The organism is Sulfitobacter faviae (assembly GCF_029870955.1).
Classification (GTDB): domain Bacteria; phylum Pseudomonadota; class Alphaproteobacteria; order Rhodobacterales; family Rhodobacteraceae; genus Sulfitobacter; species Sulfitobacter faviae.
Window position 1 is genome coordinate 675803 of the sequence record NZ_PGFQ01000001.1, and the last position, 14475, is coordinate 690277.

Here is a 14475-nt window from a genome sequence, read left to right on the forward strand (position 1 = left end):
GCTTAGCGCAGGCGCAGCCCTTCGAGATTGCGGTCGGCGGGGAGTTTGGAGCGTTCCAGCAGGATTTTCGTGATCAACCGCGCCCGGACAAGGCTGAACGATCCCATGATCTGCGCCGCGTCCCGTTCGGGCATGGCACCGATGACCTGCACGGCGGTCTCCACGTCGATCTCATCCATGATGCCCGCCGCCACCTGCGGCTTCATGTTCCGGTAAAGTTCGACCAGTTTGGTCATGTCCTGATTGTTCGCCTCTTCGATCACCTTGAGCTGCGCGCCGATCTCGTCGCGCAGGCTGGCGAGGCGGGTCTGTTCGGCCTTGAGGCTCTGTTCGGCCAGCGCAAGCTTGGCTTCACGGTCGGCAATCGTGTCGCGTTGCTCTTTCAGCAGCGCCCGCTCTTCGGCGATGGCTTCGGCAATCAGATGGCTCGGCTCGCACATGCCGCTCTCGCCCGGGGCGCTGGCGTCATAGCTGGGTGGCGCGGGGGCGGCGGCAAGCTCAACAGGGACCGGGGGCGTGTCATCGGGGGTTTCGGCGATGGCCATCATCGGCATGAACTCAACCGTGAGTTTGAGCACACCAGCCACGCCAAGGCCAAAAAGCGCGATCTTGGGCAGGGAAATACGGCTCATTCCTTACGCTCCTTGGTGATGTCGAAAAAGGTGCGGACCAGTTCGGACTTGCCCTGTACCGCCGCTTGGCCCCGGACCTGCGCACGGCCCTTGAGCCGCGCGGCGCGCATCTGGGCCGGGTTCTGGCCCGCCGGGGCAGGCTCGGGCGCGGCTTGACGGGGCGCCGTGGCCTCGCGTTGCACCGGCGGCTCGGGGCGCTGTACCTTGGTGCTGAGGTCACGCAGGTCTTCGACCGATTTCGCCGATTGATCGACCGCGTTGGAAAAGGCCCCGACCATCGGCTCCATCTCTTTCAGGGTCGCCATCAAGGCGCGAACGCGGCGGTCGAGGATAAAGGCATAGACCAGCGTGCCGACCAGCAGCACGATGATGAGGATATCAATCAAGGCCGGCATCATCGTCGCTGTCCTCCTGATTTTCCTTAGGGAGCAGGGATTGGATCACCCGCAGCGCCAAGGCGCCATTGCTGCGCTGGCCAAAGGCCGCTTGAAACATCGGCTGGGCGTTCACCATGCCGACCACGGGGGTATCGACGGTCATGCCCAGATCGATCACCTGACCGGGCTTCCATTCCAGCACCTCATGCAGCGGGATCGTCACCTGCTGTAGCACGCCGGTGATGGTGACCGTGGTACTGGAGATCTGGCTGTTCATATCCTTGCGCGCGTTGCTGTCGGTGGGCGAGCGCCCGCCAAGGAAAGGCTGCGCAAGCTGGGCGCTGACCTCATCCAGCGTGCCATAGGGCAAGACCAGCGCCATATGGCCGCTGCGGTCTTCGAATTGCATATGCAAGCGGACCAGCACCGTCGCCGTGCGCGGCGCGGCCAGCATGACCGACCGGGGGTTGGATTCGAGCGATTGAATGTCGAATTGCACCGGGCTGACATCCTGCAGGCAATGCGCCAAACCTTTGAGCGATAGTTCCGCCAGCCTGCGGCCCAGTTTCTGCTCAATCGCGGTCAAACCGCGGGGTTTCCACTGCTGGCTGGTGGCGCGGCGGCCACCCAGCATGATCTCGAGCACCGAAAACAGCAGGTCAGGCTCGACCACACAGGCGATCTGGCTGCCCCAGCTTTCCGCATTGGCAATGGCGATGAGCGAGGGCGACTGGATGCTCTCCATCGCGTCCTCATAGGGCATGTATTCGAGCGAGCTCAGCTCGATCTCGGGGGCGACGGTGCAATAGGATTTGAGGTCGGGCACCAGCGCCAGCAGCAGACGGTCGATGATGATCTCAAGCGTGGGCAGGCGCTGGAAGCTTTCCCGCGCCTGACGGATCATCGTCTCTTCGAGGCTCAGCGCATCGGGGGAGGCCGCTATCGTCATTGCACCACCATATCGGCAATCAGGATTTCATGCGGCGCGTCGGTGTGCCCCACCGCCCGCGCCCGGCGCAGCAGTTCGGTCTTTAGCATCGCCAGCCCATAGCTGCCCGACAGATCGCTGACATGCAACTGGCGCAGGAAATCTTGGAAACTGTCGCGCAGGTAAATCTCACGCGCGACCAGACGCTCTGCGCCCTCGGCGGTTTCGTCATAGACCATCAGCATGTTGAGCTTGAGAAAGCGGCTGGTCTGCCCGCCCTGCGGGCCGGTGTCGGTGACGTTCACGATGATCTCAGGAAAAGGCATGACCGGCATTTTGACTTCGGTCTTGGGCTTTGCGCCGTGGCCGTCTTCGCCGCCCTTCTCGCCGTGATCGCTCTCAGCCGTCTCAACGGTCTCTTCGGCGGTTTCCTCCCCCCCAGCCCGGCCATTTCAAGCAACCCCGAAGGCCCGATGGCCAGCGTGACCCCACCCAGACCCGCAAGAAGGCAGAGCAAGACGACAGCAAGGATAGCGAGAGGTTTTTTCATTCTTTCACTCTTAATCGGATCCCGCGCGAAGCGCCACATGCAAGAACAAATACATATTCAAACAAGCTTTATTGCAACAGAAACCTGTTTATTTTTCGGATCGGCCAAGTATAAATCGATATATGCTTGCATAGTGAGGGCCGAGTGGAGAATGCTCGGGCCATACAACCGAGTGAGGGGCCGTGAATCAGATCGTTGAAAACCTTAAGGATTTGGGTCCAAAGCGGCTGGCTCTTCTTGGCGGCATCGGTCTGGCGATCACCGCGGCCATCTTCATCGGCGCGCGGACCATCCTCGCCCCTACCTATGTCCCGGTTTACAGCCAGTTAAGCCCCGGCACCGCCTCGCAGATGATGCAGACGCTGGAACAGGCGGGGCTGACGGTCGATCTGTCGCGCAACGGCGATACCATCTCGGTCGCCGAGACCGACATCGCCCGCGCCCGCATGGCGTTGGCCGATGCAGGGCTGCCCGGCGAAGGCGTCCCGGGGTGGGAGATTTTCGACAATATGTCCGGCATGGGGATGAACTCCTTCATGCAAAAGGTGAACCGCCTGCGCGCGCTGGAAGGGGAGCTTGCCCGGTCGATCCAGACGATCAGCGGCATCAAAGCCGCGCGGGTGCATCTGGTGCTGCCCGAACGCGCCGCCTTTTCGCGCAGCCGAGCCGAGGCCAGCGGCTCGGTCATCGTGCGGTCGCAGGCCAATACCAGCATGACGCGCCGTCAGGCGCAGGCGATCCAAGCGCTGGTCGCCTCAGCCGTGGCGGATTTGGAAGCGCAGAACGTGACCGTCCTCTCGGCCTCCGGCGAGACGATCCTGGCCAAGGATGAGGGCGGCAGCTCCGACTTCTCGCTGCAGGGGCAGCGCAGCATGATCGAAGAGCAACTGGCGCAAAAGGTTGAATCGATCCTCAACGCCCGGGTTGGGCCGGGCAATGCCCGCGTGCGGGTCAGCGTCGATCTGACCACCGAGCGCGAAGTGCGTGTCTCGCGCAGCTTCGATCCCGCCCAGCAGGTCGCCCGGTCGATCGAGACCCGCGTGCGCAACTCGAATGAGACTGACCCGGCGGCGGCCACGGTGGATGTGGCCAACAACATTCCCGATGAGCTGCGCGACGATGCGGGCGGGGCGGCAGGCCAGTCCACCCGTTCGGAAAACGATGAGATCATCAACTACGAGATCGGCTCGGTTCAGAGCGAATTGGTGCGCGAGCCGGGCGATATTGAGCGTATCTCGGTCGCGGTGCTGGTCAACGGCAGCTACGGCACCCTGCCCGATGGCTCCGAAGGCTATATCGAGCGCAGCCCCGAGGAGATGGCGCGTCTGACGCAGCTGGTCAGCACGGCCATCGGCTTTGATCAGGCCCGGGGCGATCAGGTGCAGGTCGACAGTCTGCAATTCCTCGATTTCGATTCCGAGTTCAGCAACCCCGCCAGCCGTGGCTTGGGCGCGGTGCTGGCCGATAACGCCATGACCATCCTGCGCTCGCTCTTCGCCTTGGCGCTGGTGGCGATCATCATGGTGCTGGGCGCCCGCCCCCTGCGCATGGTGCTGGATGCCACCCTGCCCCAGCCCGCGCTGGCCGGTGCCGGGGCCGATGCGGCGCTGCTGGACGGCCCCGAGGAAGACAACGCGCCCAAGGCGCTGACCGGCGGCACCCAGAAAGAGACGCCGCAAAACCGCCTGCCCACCCCGGCGGGGGCGCAGACCGGTGCGGTGCTTGGCCCGATGGATGAAATGCCCCGCGACATGGTGCATCTCGCCTCGGTCGAGGGGGCGGTTCAGCACAGCCAATTGCGCGCCGTGGCCGAGCTGGCCGAGGACAACACTGATGACGCCCTGCGCGTTCTGGGCGAATGGCTGTCGGAAGGGGATGATTTGTGATCACGAGCCTCAAGCTTCAGAACTTCGACGAAGACGGCAAGAGCAAGCCGCAAGACCCGGCGCTGCCCACCCCGGAAGAGATCGAAGCGAAAATCAAGAAGGCCCATAAGCAGGGCCATATCGAAGGCTATCTGGCCGGGGCCGATGCGGGCCGCGCCGAGATGCATCAGACCATGCAGGCCGAACATGCCGCCATGGCCGAAAAGCTCGCGCAGGAACTGGCGCGGCTGGCACAGGCGATGCAGGCCCATCAAGAAGCGCTGATGGCGCAGATCGTGGGCTTTACCCTGCAAACCTGCGAGATCGTCCTGCCCGAGGTGATCGAACGGCTTTCAACCGCGCGGGTGAAAAAGACCGTGACCCAATCGCTGAAAATGGCCATCGGGTCGAGCCATATCAAAGTGCGCCTGTCGCCCGCCACGCTGGATCAGATCGGCCCCGAGCTGCGGCAACGGGCGGTCTATTACAAATGCGACAGGGTGCTGGACCTGCGGGCCGATCCCGAACTGCCCGATGGCGATGCGCGCATGGAATGGGACCACGGCAACCTTGATTACGGGTTCAAAAAGATTTGCGACCGCCTGCTCGCCGAATTGCGCGACACCCATGCGCGGGCGCTGAAAGCACAAAAGGAGAAGGACGGAAATGGACAAGCCTGACCTGCAATCCCCCCAAGACGACAACAACGCCACAGACGGCAAAGCGCCTGACGCCACGCCAGAGCAGCCGCGCGCCGATGCCTTTGGCAACGCCGCCAGCGCGGGCGGCGATGATGCGGGCGTCTTCCCGCAGCTTGACACCGAAGACTCGCGCAACGCGCTGGCCCCCCGCCCCGATGCGGGCGGCGCGGGCATCAACGCGATGCTGAACGTCGGCCTCGATGTGCAGATCGTGCTGGGCCAAGCCCGTATGCCGATTTCGCGCCTGCTGGAACTCACCCGCGGCTCTATCGTGGAGTTGAACCGCAAGATCGGTGCACCGGTGGACCTTATGGTCTCGGACCGTCTGGTGGCGCGCGGTGATCTCGTGAAGGTCGGTGAAGACCGGCTTGGCGTCTCCCTGACCCAGATCGTCAAGGACTATGTCCCTGACTGACCGCCCCTCTCTGCGCAGCTATGCGTCGGGCCGGATGGGCCTTGCCCTGCTGGTGCTTCTCGCCAGCGGCGGCATGGCCGTGGCCCAAGATGGCGGATTTCTCAGCACGCTTTCGGATGTGATTGGTGACACCGCGCCGGGCAGTGATGAGAACGCCAATCTTTCGGGGCGGATCGTCCAGTTCATCGCGCTGGTCACCGTGCTCAGCATCGCGCCGGGGCTTTTGGTGGTGATGACCAGCTTCACCCGCTTTGTCATTGTCCTGTCGATGCTGCGCTCGGCCCTTGGGCTGAACCAGACCCCGCCCAATATCGTGCTGACCTCGCTGGCGCTGTTCATGACCTTCTTCGTCATGCAGCCGGTGTTTGAGGACGCCTATGAGGCCGGGGTTGAGCCGCTGTTGGAAAACGCCATCGCCGAGGAACAGGCGCTGGAGCGGATCGCCGCGCCCTTCAAGACCTTCATGTATGTCAACACGCGGCCCGAAGACTACGCCCTGTTCCTGCGCATCGCGCCTGCGGATGAGGAGGCCGAAGAAAGCCCCCTGCCCGCCTCGGCGGAAGAGGCCACTTTCCGCCATCTGGTGCCCGCCTTCATGATCTCGGAACTGCGCCGCGCCTTTACCATCGGTTTTCTGATCTACCTGCCCTTCGTCGCCATCGACCTTATCGTCGCCTCGGTCTTGATGAGCGCGGGCATGATGATGCTGCCCCCGGTACTCATCTCCTTGCCGTTCAAGGTGATTTTCTTTGTGCTGATCGACGGTTGGTACATGCTGGCCGGGTCTCTGATCGAAAGCTATGTGCCGCTTGCCGGTGGCTGACCTGCTCTGAAAGGATTTCTCCATGTCGACCAATGCCCTTTCCAAATCCCGCAGAAAGCCCATCACGGTGGAGGATCTGAACGGTCCGACCAAGGCGGCCATCACCTTTCTCTGCCTCGGCGAGCAGACCGGATCGAAACTGATGCAAAAGCTTGGCACCGCCGAGATCGAGCGTATCACCAGCGCCATGAGCCGCCTTGGCCCGATCCCGGCAGAGGTGGTGGAACATGTGCTCAAAGAGTTCACCCAAAAGGTCGTCAGCGGCACCGGTTCGGTCGTGGGGTCGCTGTCGACGGCGGAATCCATGCTGCGCAAATTCATGCCCGAAGAGCAGGTGAGCAGCATCATGGAAGGCCTCAAGAACAGCGAGCGGGAGAACGCCATGTGGCGCGGCTTTGGTGCGCTGGATGAGACGGTGATCGCCAATTACCTCAAGGGCGAGCATGACCAAACCGCCGCGGCGATCCTCAACAACGTCGACACCGGCGTAGCCGCCAAGGTGCTGCCGCTGCTGGGTCCTGAGCGGATGCAGGACATCGCCGAGCGCATGATCGCGATGGAGGCCGTGCCATTGCATATGATGCAGCAGATCGAAGAGACGCTGAAACAGGATATCCTGTCGAATGCGATGCATACCAATTCGGTCGAGACGCATCAGCGCATGGCGGATCTGTTCAACCAGTTGGATGTGCAGGCCTTTGATGAGCTTTCCGGCGCGCTGGACGCGCGTATTCCGGACGCTTTCCAAGCCATCAAACAGCGCATGTTCGTCTTTGACGACCTGTTCAAACTGCCGATGCAGGACTTGGCGCAGGTAATGCGCGGGCTCGATGGGGCGACCCTACCGATGGCGATGCGCGGCGCCAAGAAAGAGCAGCGCGATCACCTGATGGAATGCCTGCCGCAACGCTCGCGTCAGATGCTGATGGACGAGATGGCCGCCACCGGCCCGGTCCGGGGCCGCGACGTGCGCGCGGCACAGGCCGCCATGGTGGAATATGCTAAGAGCCTTGCCGATCAAGGGGTGATCGAATTGCCCTCGGCCGCCGATGACGACGAATTCATCGAGTAAAGGGGGTCAGCGGTAGACGCTCGACGCGCTATAGCCGCCGGTGATCGTGGGGATGTCGATGGTCGCTGCCGTAAAGCTGCCGCCCTGCCCGATCGAGACAGCCCCCTGCATCAGCGAAAGCACCGTGCTCGACGACGAAGAGACACCTTCGACCGCATCGTAAATCGCCGAGAACCGCGAGACGAGCTTGTCGACCTCCGCCGGGTCTTGCAGCTTTTCGATGTCGAACTTCTGCTCAAAAAGCGCGATCTGACGGTCGAGATCGACTTGAATCGCCTCATCCGGCACACCAAGGGCGCGGCGCATGAATTTGCCGAGGTCTTCGTCCTTCAGCACGTCGAGCCATGAGTCGATCTCAGCGGCCTTAGCTTTAAACTCCAAGGCGATCCGCGCGCCTTCGTTGTCCTCTCCGGCCTCGTTCAGCACGAAACGTTCTTTGAAACGCTCGATCATCTCGGCCTGCCAATCGACCTTATCAAGGTTCTCGCTGCTGCCCCTCCGGGCGTGAAGCCCAAAGTGAGATACATGTCGCGAATCTTGGGGTCGCTGAGGCGGTTCACCAGCGCGGAACTGTCGGTGATATCGCTTTCCAACGTCTTGCGGATCATCGCCTTGCCAAAGATCTGATCTTCGAGGTCGAAGGCCCGCATGACGAAAGTATAGACTTCCGTATCGGCAATCAGTTCCTGCGGGGAAGAGATGCTGCCGATACGCTCTTCAAAGGCTTCGATCTGCCGGGCGTTCAGGGCGTTGCTGGCGGCAAGGTCGAGCTGTTTGTCGCGCGTTGCGTCAAACAGTTTGACCGCCACCTGCGTGCCCATGCCGCCCAGCGAAATCATGCGTGCGCGGCCTCATGGCTAGAGGCGGGCGGCACCGGGCGAAGCTGCATGAGTTCGGTCTCGTATTTGAGCACCGCGCGCAGCTCGCTCATTGCTTTGTAGAAATCGGCCATGGAGACGAAATTCGCCGCTTCCATGATCCGGGCGCGCATGTCTGCGCCAAAGCAACAGGCCAGATCGGCCAAGCCCTGCTGGATCATCGGCATGATTTGGTCGCGGGTGTCGGGACGGATCAGCGCAGTCTGCACCAAGAAGTAGACCTTGGAGACGGGCGTGGATTCCGCGTCCGGCTTCAGCAGATCGGATTCGCGCACGATGTCGGCGCGATTCTCGACCGTCAGCGCTTGGCGGCGGTCGCCGTTGCGGATGACGCAGCCGTTCACGACCACACGTTCGCGGGGGCGGAGGGTGAGTTTCAGCATCTTACACCTCCTGCATCTGCGGGGCGGCCTGCCCGGCCAGACCGGCGGCGATATTGCCGTTGATCTCGACAAGACCCGCCAAACGGCCTTCGCCTGCCATCAGCGCGGTGCTATGACGGTCCACCCAAAGCGCGATGGAAATGAGCGAGGCTTTCAGCCCGTCAGGCATCTTGTTTTCCGGCTCAGACAGGTCAAAGCGCAGAGCCGACCAGAACCGTTGATTTTCATAGATCGCGTCGCGCAGACCGGAGGCGAGGATGTTCAACCGCTCGCTCTTGTCGTCTGTCGCATCAAAGCCCTGGCCCTTCTCGGCAAGGTCATGTGTGACGCGGCTCAGGATGCGGCGCTCGATCTGCCGCGGGGTTTCGCTTTCGCGAATTGTTCGTTTGTATGCTGCCAGCCCCATAGGAATTCTTCCTTGTTTTTATCGTTTGCTGCCTGCCAACCGCAAATTCTGAGGCGGTTGGATCGGGGCGAGAGCACTAGGCTCTGGCCCCGAAAACCCTAATCCTTAACGGAACAGGCTCAGGATGTTCTGCGGTGCCTGGTTTGCGATCGACAGGGACTGCGATGCCAGCTGCTGCTGAACCTGAAGCGCCTGAAGACGGGCGGCTTCTTCTTCCATGTTGGCGTCAACCATCGCGCCAACGCCGGAGTCGAGGTTGTCGGAGAGCTTGGTCAGGAACTCTTGCTGGTTTTCGATAGATTTTTCAGCAACGCCCAAAGTGGTTTCTGCCGAGACCGAACGAGCCAGCAGACCTTGAGCCTCTTCCAGCGTATTCTCCAGATATGTTTGCTTTGCGGCATCTGTCGTCAGCGCGTCGTAGTTCGTCTTCAAGTTATCCGAGATAGCTTTGAATTCGTTATGGATTTCTTTCAGATCCACACCCGAAACTGTCATGTTCGTGGTGGCAAAGGTGTCGTTCAAACGGCTAATGCCGGTTACAACGGTAAGGCTGCGTTCACCATTGGTCGTTGCAGCATCGGTGGTGATAGCACCGGTCGTGCCGTCAACAACCGCAGTTGTCGCGATGGTGTCGCCTGCTGCTACCAGATCGTCACCGTTAAAAGTTGATTGGCTGATAGAAGTGCCCATTTGCTTAACGATTTCGGCCAGTTCGGTCGAGATGTCGTCAATAGTGGCATCGCCACTCTGCGCAAAGGCCACACGCTCCGAGAATTGGTTGGCCAAGTCTTTTACGCTTTCCGCGCCCACACGCGCCGTGGCCAGCGAGTTCTTGGTCAGGGTCAGGCTCTCGTTTACGGCTTTGGTCATGCCGCTGTCGCCCTTCATCGTTTCGGAGATGGCGAAGTATGCGGCGTTGTCTTTGGCCGAGCCGACCTTCAGGCCGGTCGAGATACGGTCCTGCGTTTGATTCAGACTCGAATTGACGCTCCGCAGAGTCGACAGAGCGTTCATTGCGGATGTGTTTGTGTTGATCGAAGACATATTCTTATTCCAGACTATTCTAGTTCGTTATGTCGTCTTTCTGACAACTGCGGGGCGAACCCGCTTGATTACGTTTTTACGCGAAAAACTGGCAACATTGAGGCAATTCAGAAACTTTTGTCCACGGTTGTCATCAGTGTTGCGCGGTTGTCACGTTTCGCACCGCTTCGGCCGTAAATGCCTGCAATGCTGTGCTTTTCCCGGATTTGGGAAACCTGTGAGATCATCTCTGACGCGGCTTGGCGGGCCAATTGCAGGTGGTGATGATCGCGCGCGATCAGATCTTTCAGATCGCGCAATTTATCTTTGCTGACCGCCTCGGGATCTTGGCTGAGTTGCTCTTCCAGCACGGCGGTGAGTCGGGCCTTTTCGCTGGCGAATTCGACCAGTTGATTGAACGCCCCGCCCTCGACTGCGGCGATTTCGCGGCGCAGCAGATTGCCCAAAGCGTCAACGGCGGCGAGTGCTTTGCGCGGATCGCTCATCGGTTGGCCCCCGTTTGATAGCGCTGCATGGCGGTCTCAATTGTGCGGGCGATTCCGGTGCTGTTCTGCTCGGCGATGCTTTCGCCAATCGCGTTGGACAGAAAGCTGCGCCAAGTCTCTTCGGCATGCCCCCGCCGAAGCTGCCGATGTCCACGGTCGAGAGCATTTCATCGACCATTTGCCCGAGGAACATGGCCTCGAACTCCTGCGCCTTTTCGGCGGTGACGGCATCGGCCTGCGGTGCTGCCGGTTTGGCCGCCGGGGTCGGCGCGGGGATTGGGAAAGATGCGAATTCCAAGACCTGCCCCTAGATGATCTCAAGGTCGGCATGCAGAGCGCCCGCCGCCTTGATGGCTTGAAGGATTGAAATCGTCTCGGTCGCGCCGACGCCGATGGCGTTCAGCCCATCGACCAGCCGTTGCAGGCTGACTGACCCGTCGATGACGGCGAATTTCGCGTCTTTCTCTTCCACGCCGACCGAAGAGTTCGGGACCACTACGGTGGTCCCGCCGATGGACAGCGATTCGGGCTGGCTGACGTTGAAATCATCGCGGACGGTGACGGTCAGCCCGCCTTGGCTAACCGCGACGCGGTCTATGCGGACATTGGCGCCGATGACGATGGTGCCTGAACGCGCGTCGATCACCACTTTGGCGGCCTGATCAGGCTGGACTTGCAGCGGTTCGATCAGGGCCATCGTCTCCATCAGCGATCCCTTGCCGTAGGCCGACACGGTGATGGTGCGCGAATCGATGGCCTTGGCGACCGGACCCATGGCTTGGTTGATCGCGGCCTCGACCCGCTGTGCGGTGACGAAATCGGCGTTGCGCAGGGCCAGTTTGATGCTGTTCATTTCGCTAAAGTCGAAGTCAACCTCACGCTCGACGATGGCGCCATTGTCGATCCGCGCGCCCGTGGGCACGCCTTCGACGATGGAGGCGTTCAGCCCCTGTGCGGCGAAGCCGGCGACGGCGATCGGGCCTTGGGCCACGGCGTAGATCTCACCATCGGCCGCGGTCAGCGGGGTGACGATCAGCGTGCCGCCGCGCAGCGATGACGCATCACCCAAGGAGGAGACCACCACGTCGATGGTGCTACCGGCCCGCGCGAAGGGCGGCAGGGAGGCGGTGACCATGACGGCGGCGGTATTGGCCGTGCGCATCTGATCTTCGGTCAGGTTGCCGATGCCGAGCCGCTCTAGCATGCCTTCGATGGCGCGTTCGGTGAAAGGCGCGTTGCGCAGGCTGTCGCCCGTGCCGTTCAGCCCCACGACCAGCCCGTAGCCGACCAATTGGTTCGACCGCACTCCCTCGACGGTGACGATATCCTTGATCCGCACCTGTGCTGCCGCCGGCGCGGCGAGCGCGAAGGTGAGGCCGATCAGCAAGAGTTTAAACAAGGCGTTCATGGGGCGGTTCCGGTTAGAGGTAGTTCAGGAAGGACAGGCGCGAGAGCCGCGCGGTGATGGCAAAGCTGGAGTCGAGTTGGTTTTGCAATTGGGTCAGACGGGTGGCCGTGTCATATTGGTCAACCCCTTCGAGGTTCATCACCTCCCCATCCAGAAACAGCGCCCGGCTTTCTTGGGCCGCGATCGTATCAGCGAGCTGTGCGCGTTTCAGGCCGGTCTGGGTTTCTAGATCGGTCAGCCCTTCGAGCCCCGCGCCGATGGCGCTGCGGGCCTCGGTTAGCCACGCATCGCGGGCGGCCTCATCGGGGATGTCGCTGGGGTTCACCGCGCTCAGCATGGCCAGACCGCGGATCAGATCGCGGATTGCCGGGTCATTGGCTTGGGCGGTTTGGGTGAGGGTTTGCGTCTCTGAGGTGCGCGAGGTCAGCGGCGGATTGCCCGACGGCGCGCCGTTGTAAAAGGTGTTCTCGAAATTATGGTTGAAGAACACCGAACTGTCGCCAAAGCCCGCCTTGAGGTCATCGATGGCGCGCTGCACATCCGCCACATCGGTCAGAGGGCCGCCGATCATGTGATCCACCGCAATGGCCGGGGATTCGCCGGTGCGCGGGTTGATCTCATCCCACGCTTGCAGCGGGTTGGTGTCGCTGCGGGTGCCGGACATCAGGAAACCGGAACTGTCGCTGACCGCCGCACGTTCCAACACCCGGTCAAGCGCCGTGCGCGCCGCCTGCGACAGATAGGTCGTCGAAAGCCCGCCCGCGCTGTCGGCGGTGAAGGCTTGCTCAAGCACCTCTTGGCCCACGTCGCGCATAGCCCCGAGCGATGTTTCCACGGCGAGGAAACGGCGGTCCAAAAGCGCATTGGAGGTCAGGAAACCATCGTTGCGGGTGATCTGCATGCGAATGGCGATGGCATCGGCAGAGCGGTGGCCCAGATCGTCATAGGGGTTGGCCTTCAGCCCGGTCGTCACCTCTTTGGACACATCCGAGATCTCAGCGGCAAGGCGGCTGGTCTGTTCGCGCTGGCGCAGGCTTTGCAAAGCGGTGGAGACGGTGCGGGAAATCTCGGTCATCCTATCCTCACACGCTGGCCAAAAGGGTGTCGAGCATATCGCTCAGACTGGTAAGCACCTGCGAATTCGCGCCGTAGGCCTGTTCGATCTCCAGCAGCTTTTGCAGTTCGGTATCGACGTTCACGCCCTCGATGCTGCTGCGGTTGTCCTCGAAGGTGATGAGCCGCACGCGCGCCGTCTCGGCCTGCCCATCTGCCCCCACCCGCAGCACGTTTTGTTGGCTGACCAGATCGGCGGCGTAATCCCCCAAACGCGCATTGGTGCTGAGGCCCGTGGCCGCGTCAAAAGCCATGCCCGTCTCAAGCACGTCGACAAAGGCGTTCAACTGCGTGGTGTCGCCCGGCTCGCCGGGGAATGTGGCACCGGCACCGTCGCGCAGCCGCCAAAGCGCACCGCCCTTGTCGGGCTGGACGCTGTCATTGAGCGCAAGCCGCCCGGCCAGCCCGTCCAACTGCGCCGGATCGAAAGCCCCGCCTGCATCAGTGAAAAGCCCCGGCTGCCCGGCCCCGACGGAGGCATCTGCGGCCTCGAAACTCTGCACCAGCCCGCGGGCGAGTTCATCCAATTGCAGCTTCATCTGCGGCAGGTCATTGGCGATCAACCCGCTCAGCCCCGCAAGGCGGCCACTGTCGGACCCGCGCGCGGTGGCGCTGTTTGGCGTGATGTCGATGTCCCCGGCCATCAGCCGCCCCGTCTCGGGGTTGGCGTTCAGCCGCACGGCGGTTTCGCCATGGACCAATTCCGTGCCGCCGGTGGTGTGCAGCGTCAGCGTTCCATCCGCTTCCCAACGGCTTTGGAAATCCATCTGACTGCCCAAAGCATCAAGGCGGCGGTTCATCTCATCCATCAGCCCGCTGGTGCCGGTGGGATCGGTCCCGGCAAGGGCCAGACGTTCGTTCAACGCGGCGATATCCGAGAGCGCCGCATTCACCTCGGCCACGCTCGCCACAAGGCTGTCACCGGCCTGCGCGCGGCTGGCCTCAAGCCCGATGGCGGCCTCGTTGATGCTGTGCACCAAGGTCTCGCTGCGCGACAAAAGGTCGTTCTGGGCGGCGGGGTCGGAGGGGTTGTTGGCCAGAAGGTCGAGCCCCGCCTGAAACTCCGCCAGACGAGCGGCAGGGGAGACTTCATCGCCCGGCTCACCCAGGGTGATCAGATAGCTGCCGAGTATCTCACTGGTGGCAGAGGCGCGGCCCAATTCAGCCGAAGCATTCCGCGACATGCCTGCAAGGCGTTCATCCACCTGCCGCGCGATGCGCAGCTCCACCGTGCCACTTTGTCCGTTGGTCGTGACCTGCGCGGCCTCGCGCCGGACGTAGCCTTCGGTTTGCGCATTGGCGATATTGCCCGCAACAAGGTTGGCGCGACCCTCTGTCGTGCTCAGCCCGCTGCGGGCAATGCTAAAGGCAGATGAGATGCTCATTCATGCACCG

The 14475-nt window shown here is 62.0% G+C and carries 19 protein-coding genes; 6 read left to right on the forward strand and 13 right to left on the reverse strand.

The window, feature by feature from the left end; translation table 11 throughout:
• Positions 1-2 precede the first annotated feature (2 nt).
• Genes CUR85_RS03640 through CUR85_RS03655 form a run of 4 tightly spaced genes read right to left on the reverse strand, consistent with a single transcriptional unit; the run spans position 3 to position 2263 of the window.
• Positions 3-632, reverse strand: a complete 630-nt coding sequence (locus CUR85_RS03640; RefSeq protein ID WP_067261044.1) for a MotE family protein — start codon at positions 630-632, stop codon at positions 3-5.
• Positions 629-1030, reverse strand: a complete 402-nt coding sequence (locus CUR85_RS03645; RefSeq protein WP_082851920.1) for a hypothetical protein — start codon at positions 1028-1030, stop codon at positions 629-631. Before CUR85_RS03645 ends, CUR85_RS03640 begins: the two co-directional genes overlap by 4 nt.
• On the reverse strand, positions 1011-1958 hold the full coding sequence (locus CUR85_RS03650; RefSeq protein WP_067261046.1) for a flagellar motor switch protein FliM: 948 nt from the start codon (positions 1956-1958) through the stop codon (positions 1011-1013). The genes CUR85_RS03645 and CUR85_RS03650 overlap by 20 nt, the downstream gene beginning before the upstream one ends.
• The gene (locus tag CUR85_RS03655; protein WP_280321755.1) at positions 1955-2263 is read right to left on the reverse strand and encodes a flagellar basal body-associated FliL family protein; all 309 of its coding nucleotides are present in this window, start codon (positions 2261-2263) and stop codon (positions 1955-1957) included. Before CUR85_RS03655 ends, CUR85_RS03650 begins: the two co-directional genes overlap by 4 nt.
• 406 nt (positions 2264-2669) lie before the next feature.
• Here CUR85_RS03655 and fliF point away from each other — a divergent pair, with 406 nt between their 5' ends.
• The 5 genes from fliF to CUR85_RS03680 are packed head-to-tail and all read left to right on the forward strand — an operon-like array spanning position 2670 to position 7363.
• The gene (fliF, locus tag CUR85_RS03660) at positions 2670-4373 is read left to right on the forward strand and encodes a flagellar basal-body MS-ring/collar protein FliF (RefSeq protein ID WP_082852070.1); all 1704 of its coding nucleotides are present in this window, start codon (positions 2670-2672) and stop codon (positions 4371-4373) included.
• A complete protein-coding gene (locus CUR85_RS03665) occupies positions 4370-5032 on the forward strand; it encodes a FliH/SctL family protein (RefSeq protein ID WP_136720409.1) in 663 nt (220 codons plus the stop codon). Before fliF ends, CUR85_RS03665 begins: the two co-directional genes overlap by 4 nt.
• On the forward strand, positions 5019-5468 hold the full coding sequence (locus CUR85_RS03670) for a FliM/FliN family flagellar motor switch protein (protein ID WP_082851984.1): 450 nt from the start codon (positions 5019-5021) through the stop codon (positions 5466-5468). Before CUR85_RS03665 ends, CUR85_RS03670 begins: the two co-directional genes overlap by 14 nt.
• Positions 5455-6291 (forward strand): flagellar type III secretion system pore protein FliP, encoded by an 837-nt coding sequence (fliP, locus tag CUR85_RS03675; protein ID WP_067262357.1) that lies wholly within the window; start codon positions 5455-5457, stop codon positions 6289-6291. The genes CUR85_RS03670 and fliP overlap by 14 nt, the downstream gene beginning before the upstream one ends.
• Before the next feature lie 22 nt (positions 6292-6313).
• Complete coding sequence (locus tag CUR85_RS03680) at positions 6314-7363, forward strand: flagellar motor switch protein FliG (protein ID WP_067262359.1); 1050 nt, start codon at positions 6314-6316, stop codon at positions 7361-7363.
• 6 nt (positions 7364-7369) lie between these two features.
• Here CUR85_RS03680 and CUR85_RS03685 read toward each other — a convergent pair whose 3' ends face one another.
• The 6 genes from CUR85_RS03685 to CUR85_RS03710 all read right to left on the reverse strand — a co-directional run bounded on the left by CUR85_RS03685 (position 7370) and on the right by CUR85_RS03710 (position 10520).
• The gene (locus tag CUR85_RS03685; protein WP_280321763.1) at positions 7370-7816 is read right to left on the reverse strand and encodes a DUF1217 domain-containing protein; all 447 of its coding nucleotides are present in this window, start codon (positions 7814-7816) and stop codon (positions 7370-7372) included.
• Positions 7813-8202, reverse strand: a complete 390-nt coding sequence (locus CUR85_RS03690) for a DUF1217 domain-containing protein (RefSeq protein ID WP_280321765.1) — start codon at positions 8200-8202, stop codon at positions 7813-7815. The genes CUR85_RS03685 and CUR85_RS03690 overlap by 4 nt, the downstream gene beginning before the upstream one ends.
• The gene (locus CUR85_RS03695) at positions 8199-8624 is read right to left on the reverse strand and encodes a flagellar biosynthesis repressor FlbT (RefSeq protein WP_067262365.1); all 426 of its coding nucleotides are present in this window, start codon (positions 8622-8624) and stop codon (positions 8199-8201) included. Before CUR85_RS03695 ends, CUR85_RS03690 begins: the two co-directional genes overlap by 4 nt.
• Before the next feature lies 1 nt (position 8625).
• A complete protein-coding gene (gene flaF / locus CUR85_RS03700) occupies positions 8626-9030 on the reverse strand; it encodes a flagellar biosynthesis regulator FlaF (protein WP_067262368.1) in 405 nt (134 codons plus the stop codon).
• 105 nt (positions 9031-9135) lie between these two features.
• Positions 9136-10074, reverse strand: coding sequence for a flagellin N-terminal helical domain-containing protein (locus CUR85_RS03705; RefSeq protein WP_067262370.1), 939 nt, complete (start codon positions 10072-10074; stop codon positions 9136-9138).
• 107 nt (positions 10075-10181) lie between these two features.
• On the reverse strand, positions 10182-10520 hold the full coding sequence (locus CUR85_RS03710) for a hypothetical protein (RefSeq protein ID WP_156505629.1): 339 nt from the start codon (positions 10518-10520) through the stop codon (positions 10182-10184).
• Between the two features lie 164 nt (positions 10521-10684).
• Between CUR85_RS03710 and CUR85_RS03715 the strand changes: the two genes are divergently transcribed.
• Entirely contained in the window at positions 10685-10870 is a 186-nt protein-coding gene (locus tag CUR85_RS03715) for a hypothetical protein (protein ID WP_280321771.1), read from the forward strand.
• Here the strand turns inward: CUR85_RS03715 and CUR85_RS03720 are convergent.
• Genes CUR85_RS03720 through flgK form a run of 3 tightly spaced genes read right to left on the reverse strand, consistent with a single transcriptional unit; the run spans position 10867 to position 14465 of the window.
• On the reverse strand, positions 10867-11967 hold the full coding sequence (locus tag CUR85_RS03720) for a flagellar basal body P-ring protein FlgI (RefSeq protein ID WP_067262378.1): 1101 nt from the start codon (positions 11965-11967) through the stop codon (positions 10867-10869). The two genes, CUR85_RS03715 and CUR85_RS03720, sit on opposite strands and share 4 nt — an antisense overlap.
• A 13-nt stretch (positions 11968-11980) precedes the next feature.
• The gene (locus tag CUR85_RS03725) at positions 11981-13042 is read right to left on the reverse strand and encodes a flagellin (RefSeq protein ID WP_067262380.1); all 1062 of its coding nucleotides are present in this window, start codon (positions 13040-13042) and stop codon (positions 11981-11983) included.
• A 7-nt stretch (positions 13043-13049) separates the two neighbouring features.
• A complete protein-coding gene (gene flgK / locus CUR85_RS03730; protein ID WP_067262382.1) occupies positions 13050-14465 on the reverse strand; it encodes a flagellar hook-associated protein FlgK in 1416 nt (471 codons plus the stop codon).
• Positions 14466-14475 lie beyond the last annotated feature (10 nt).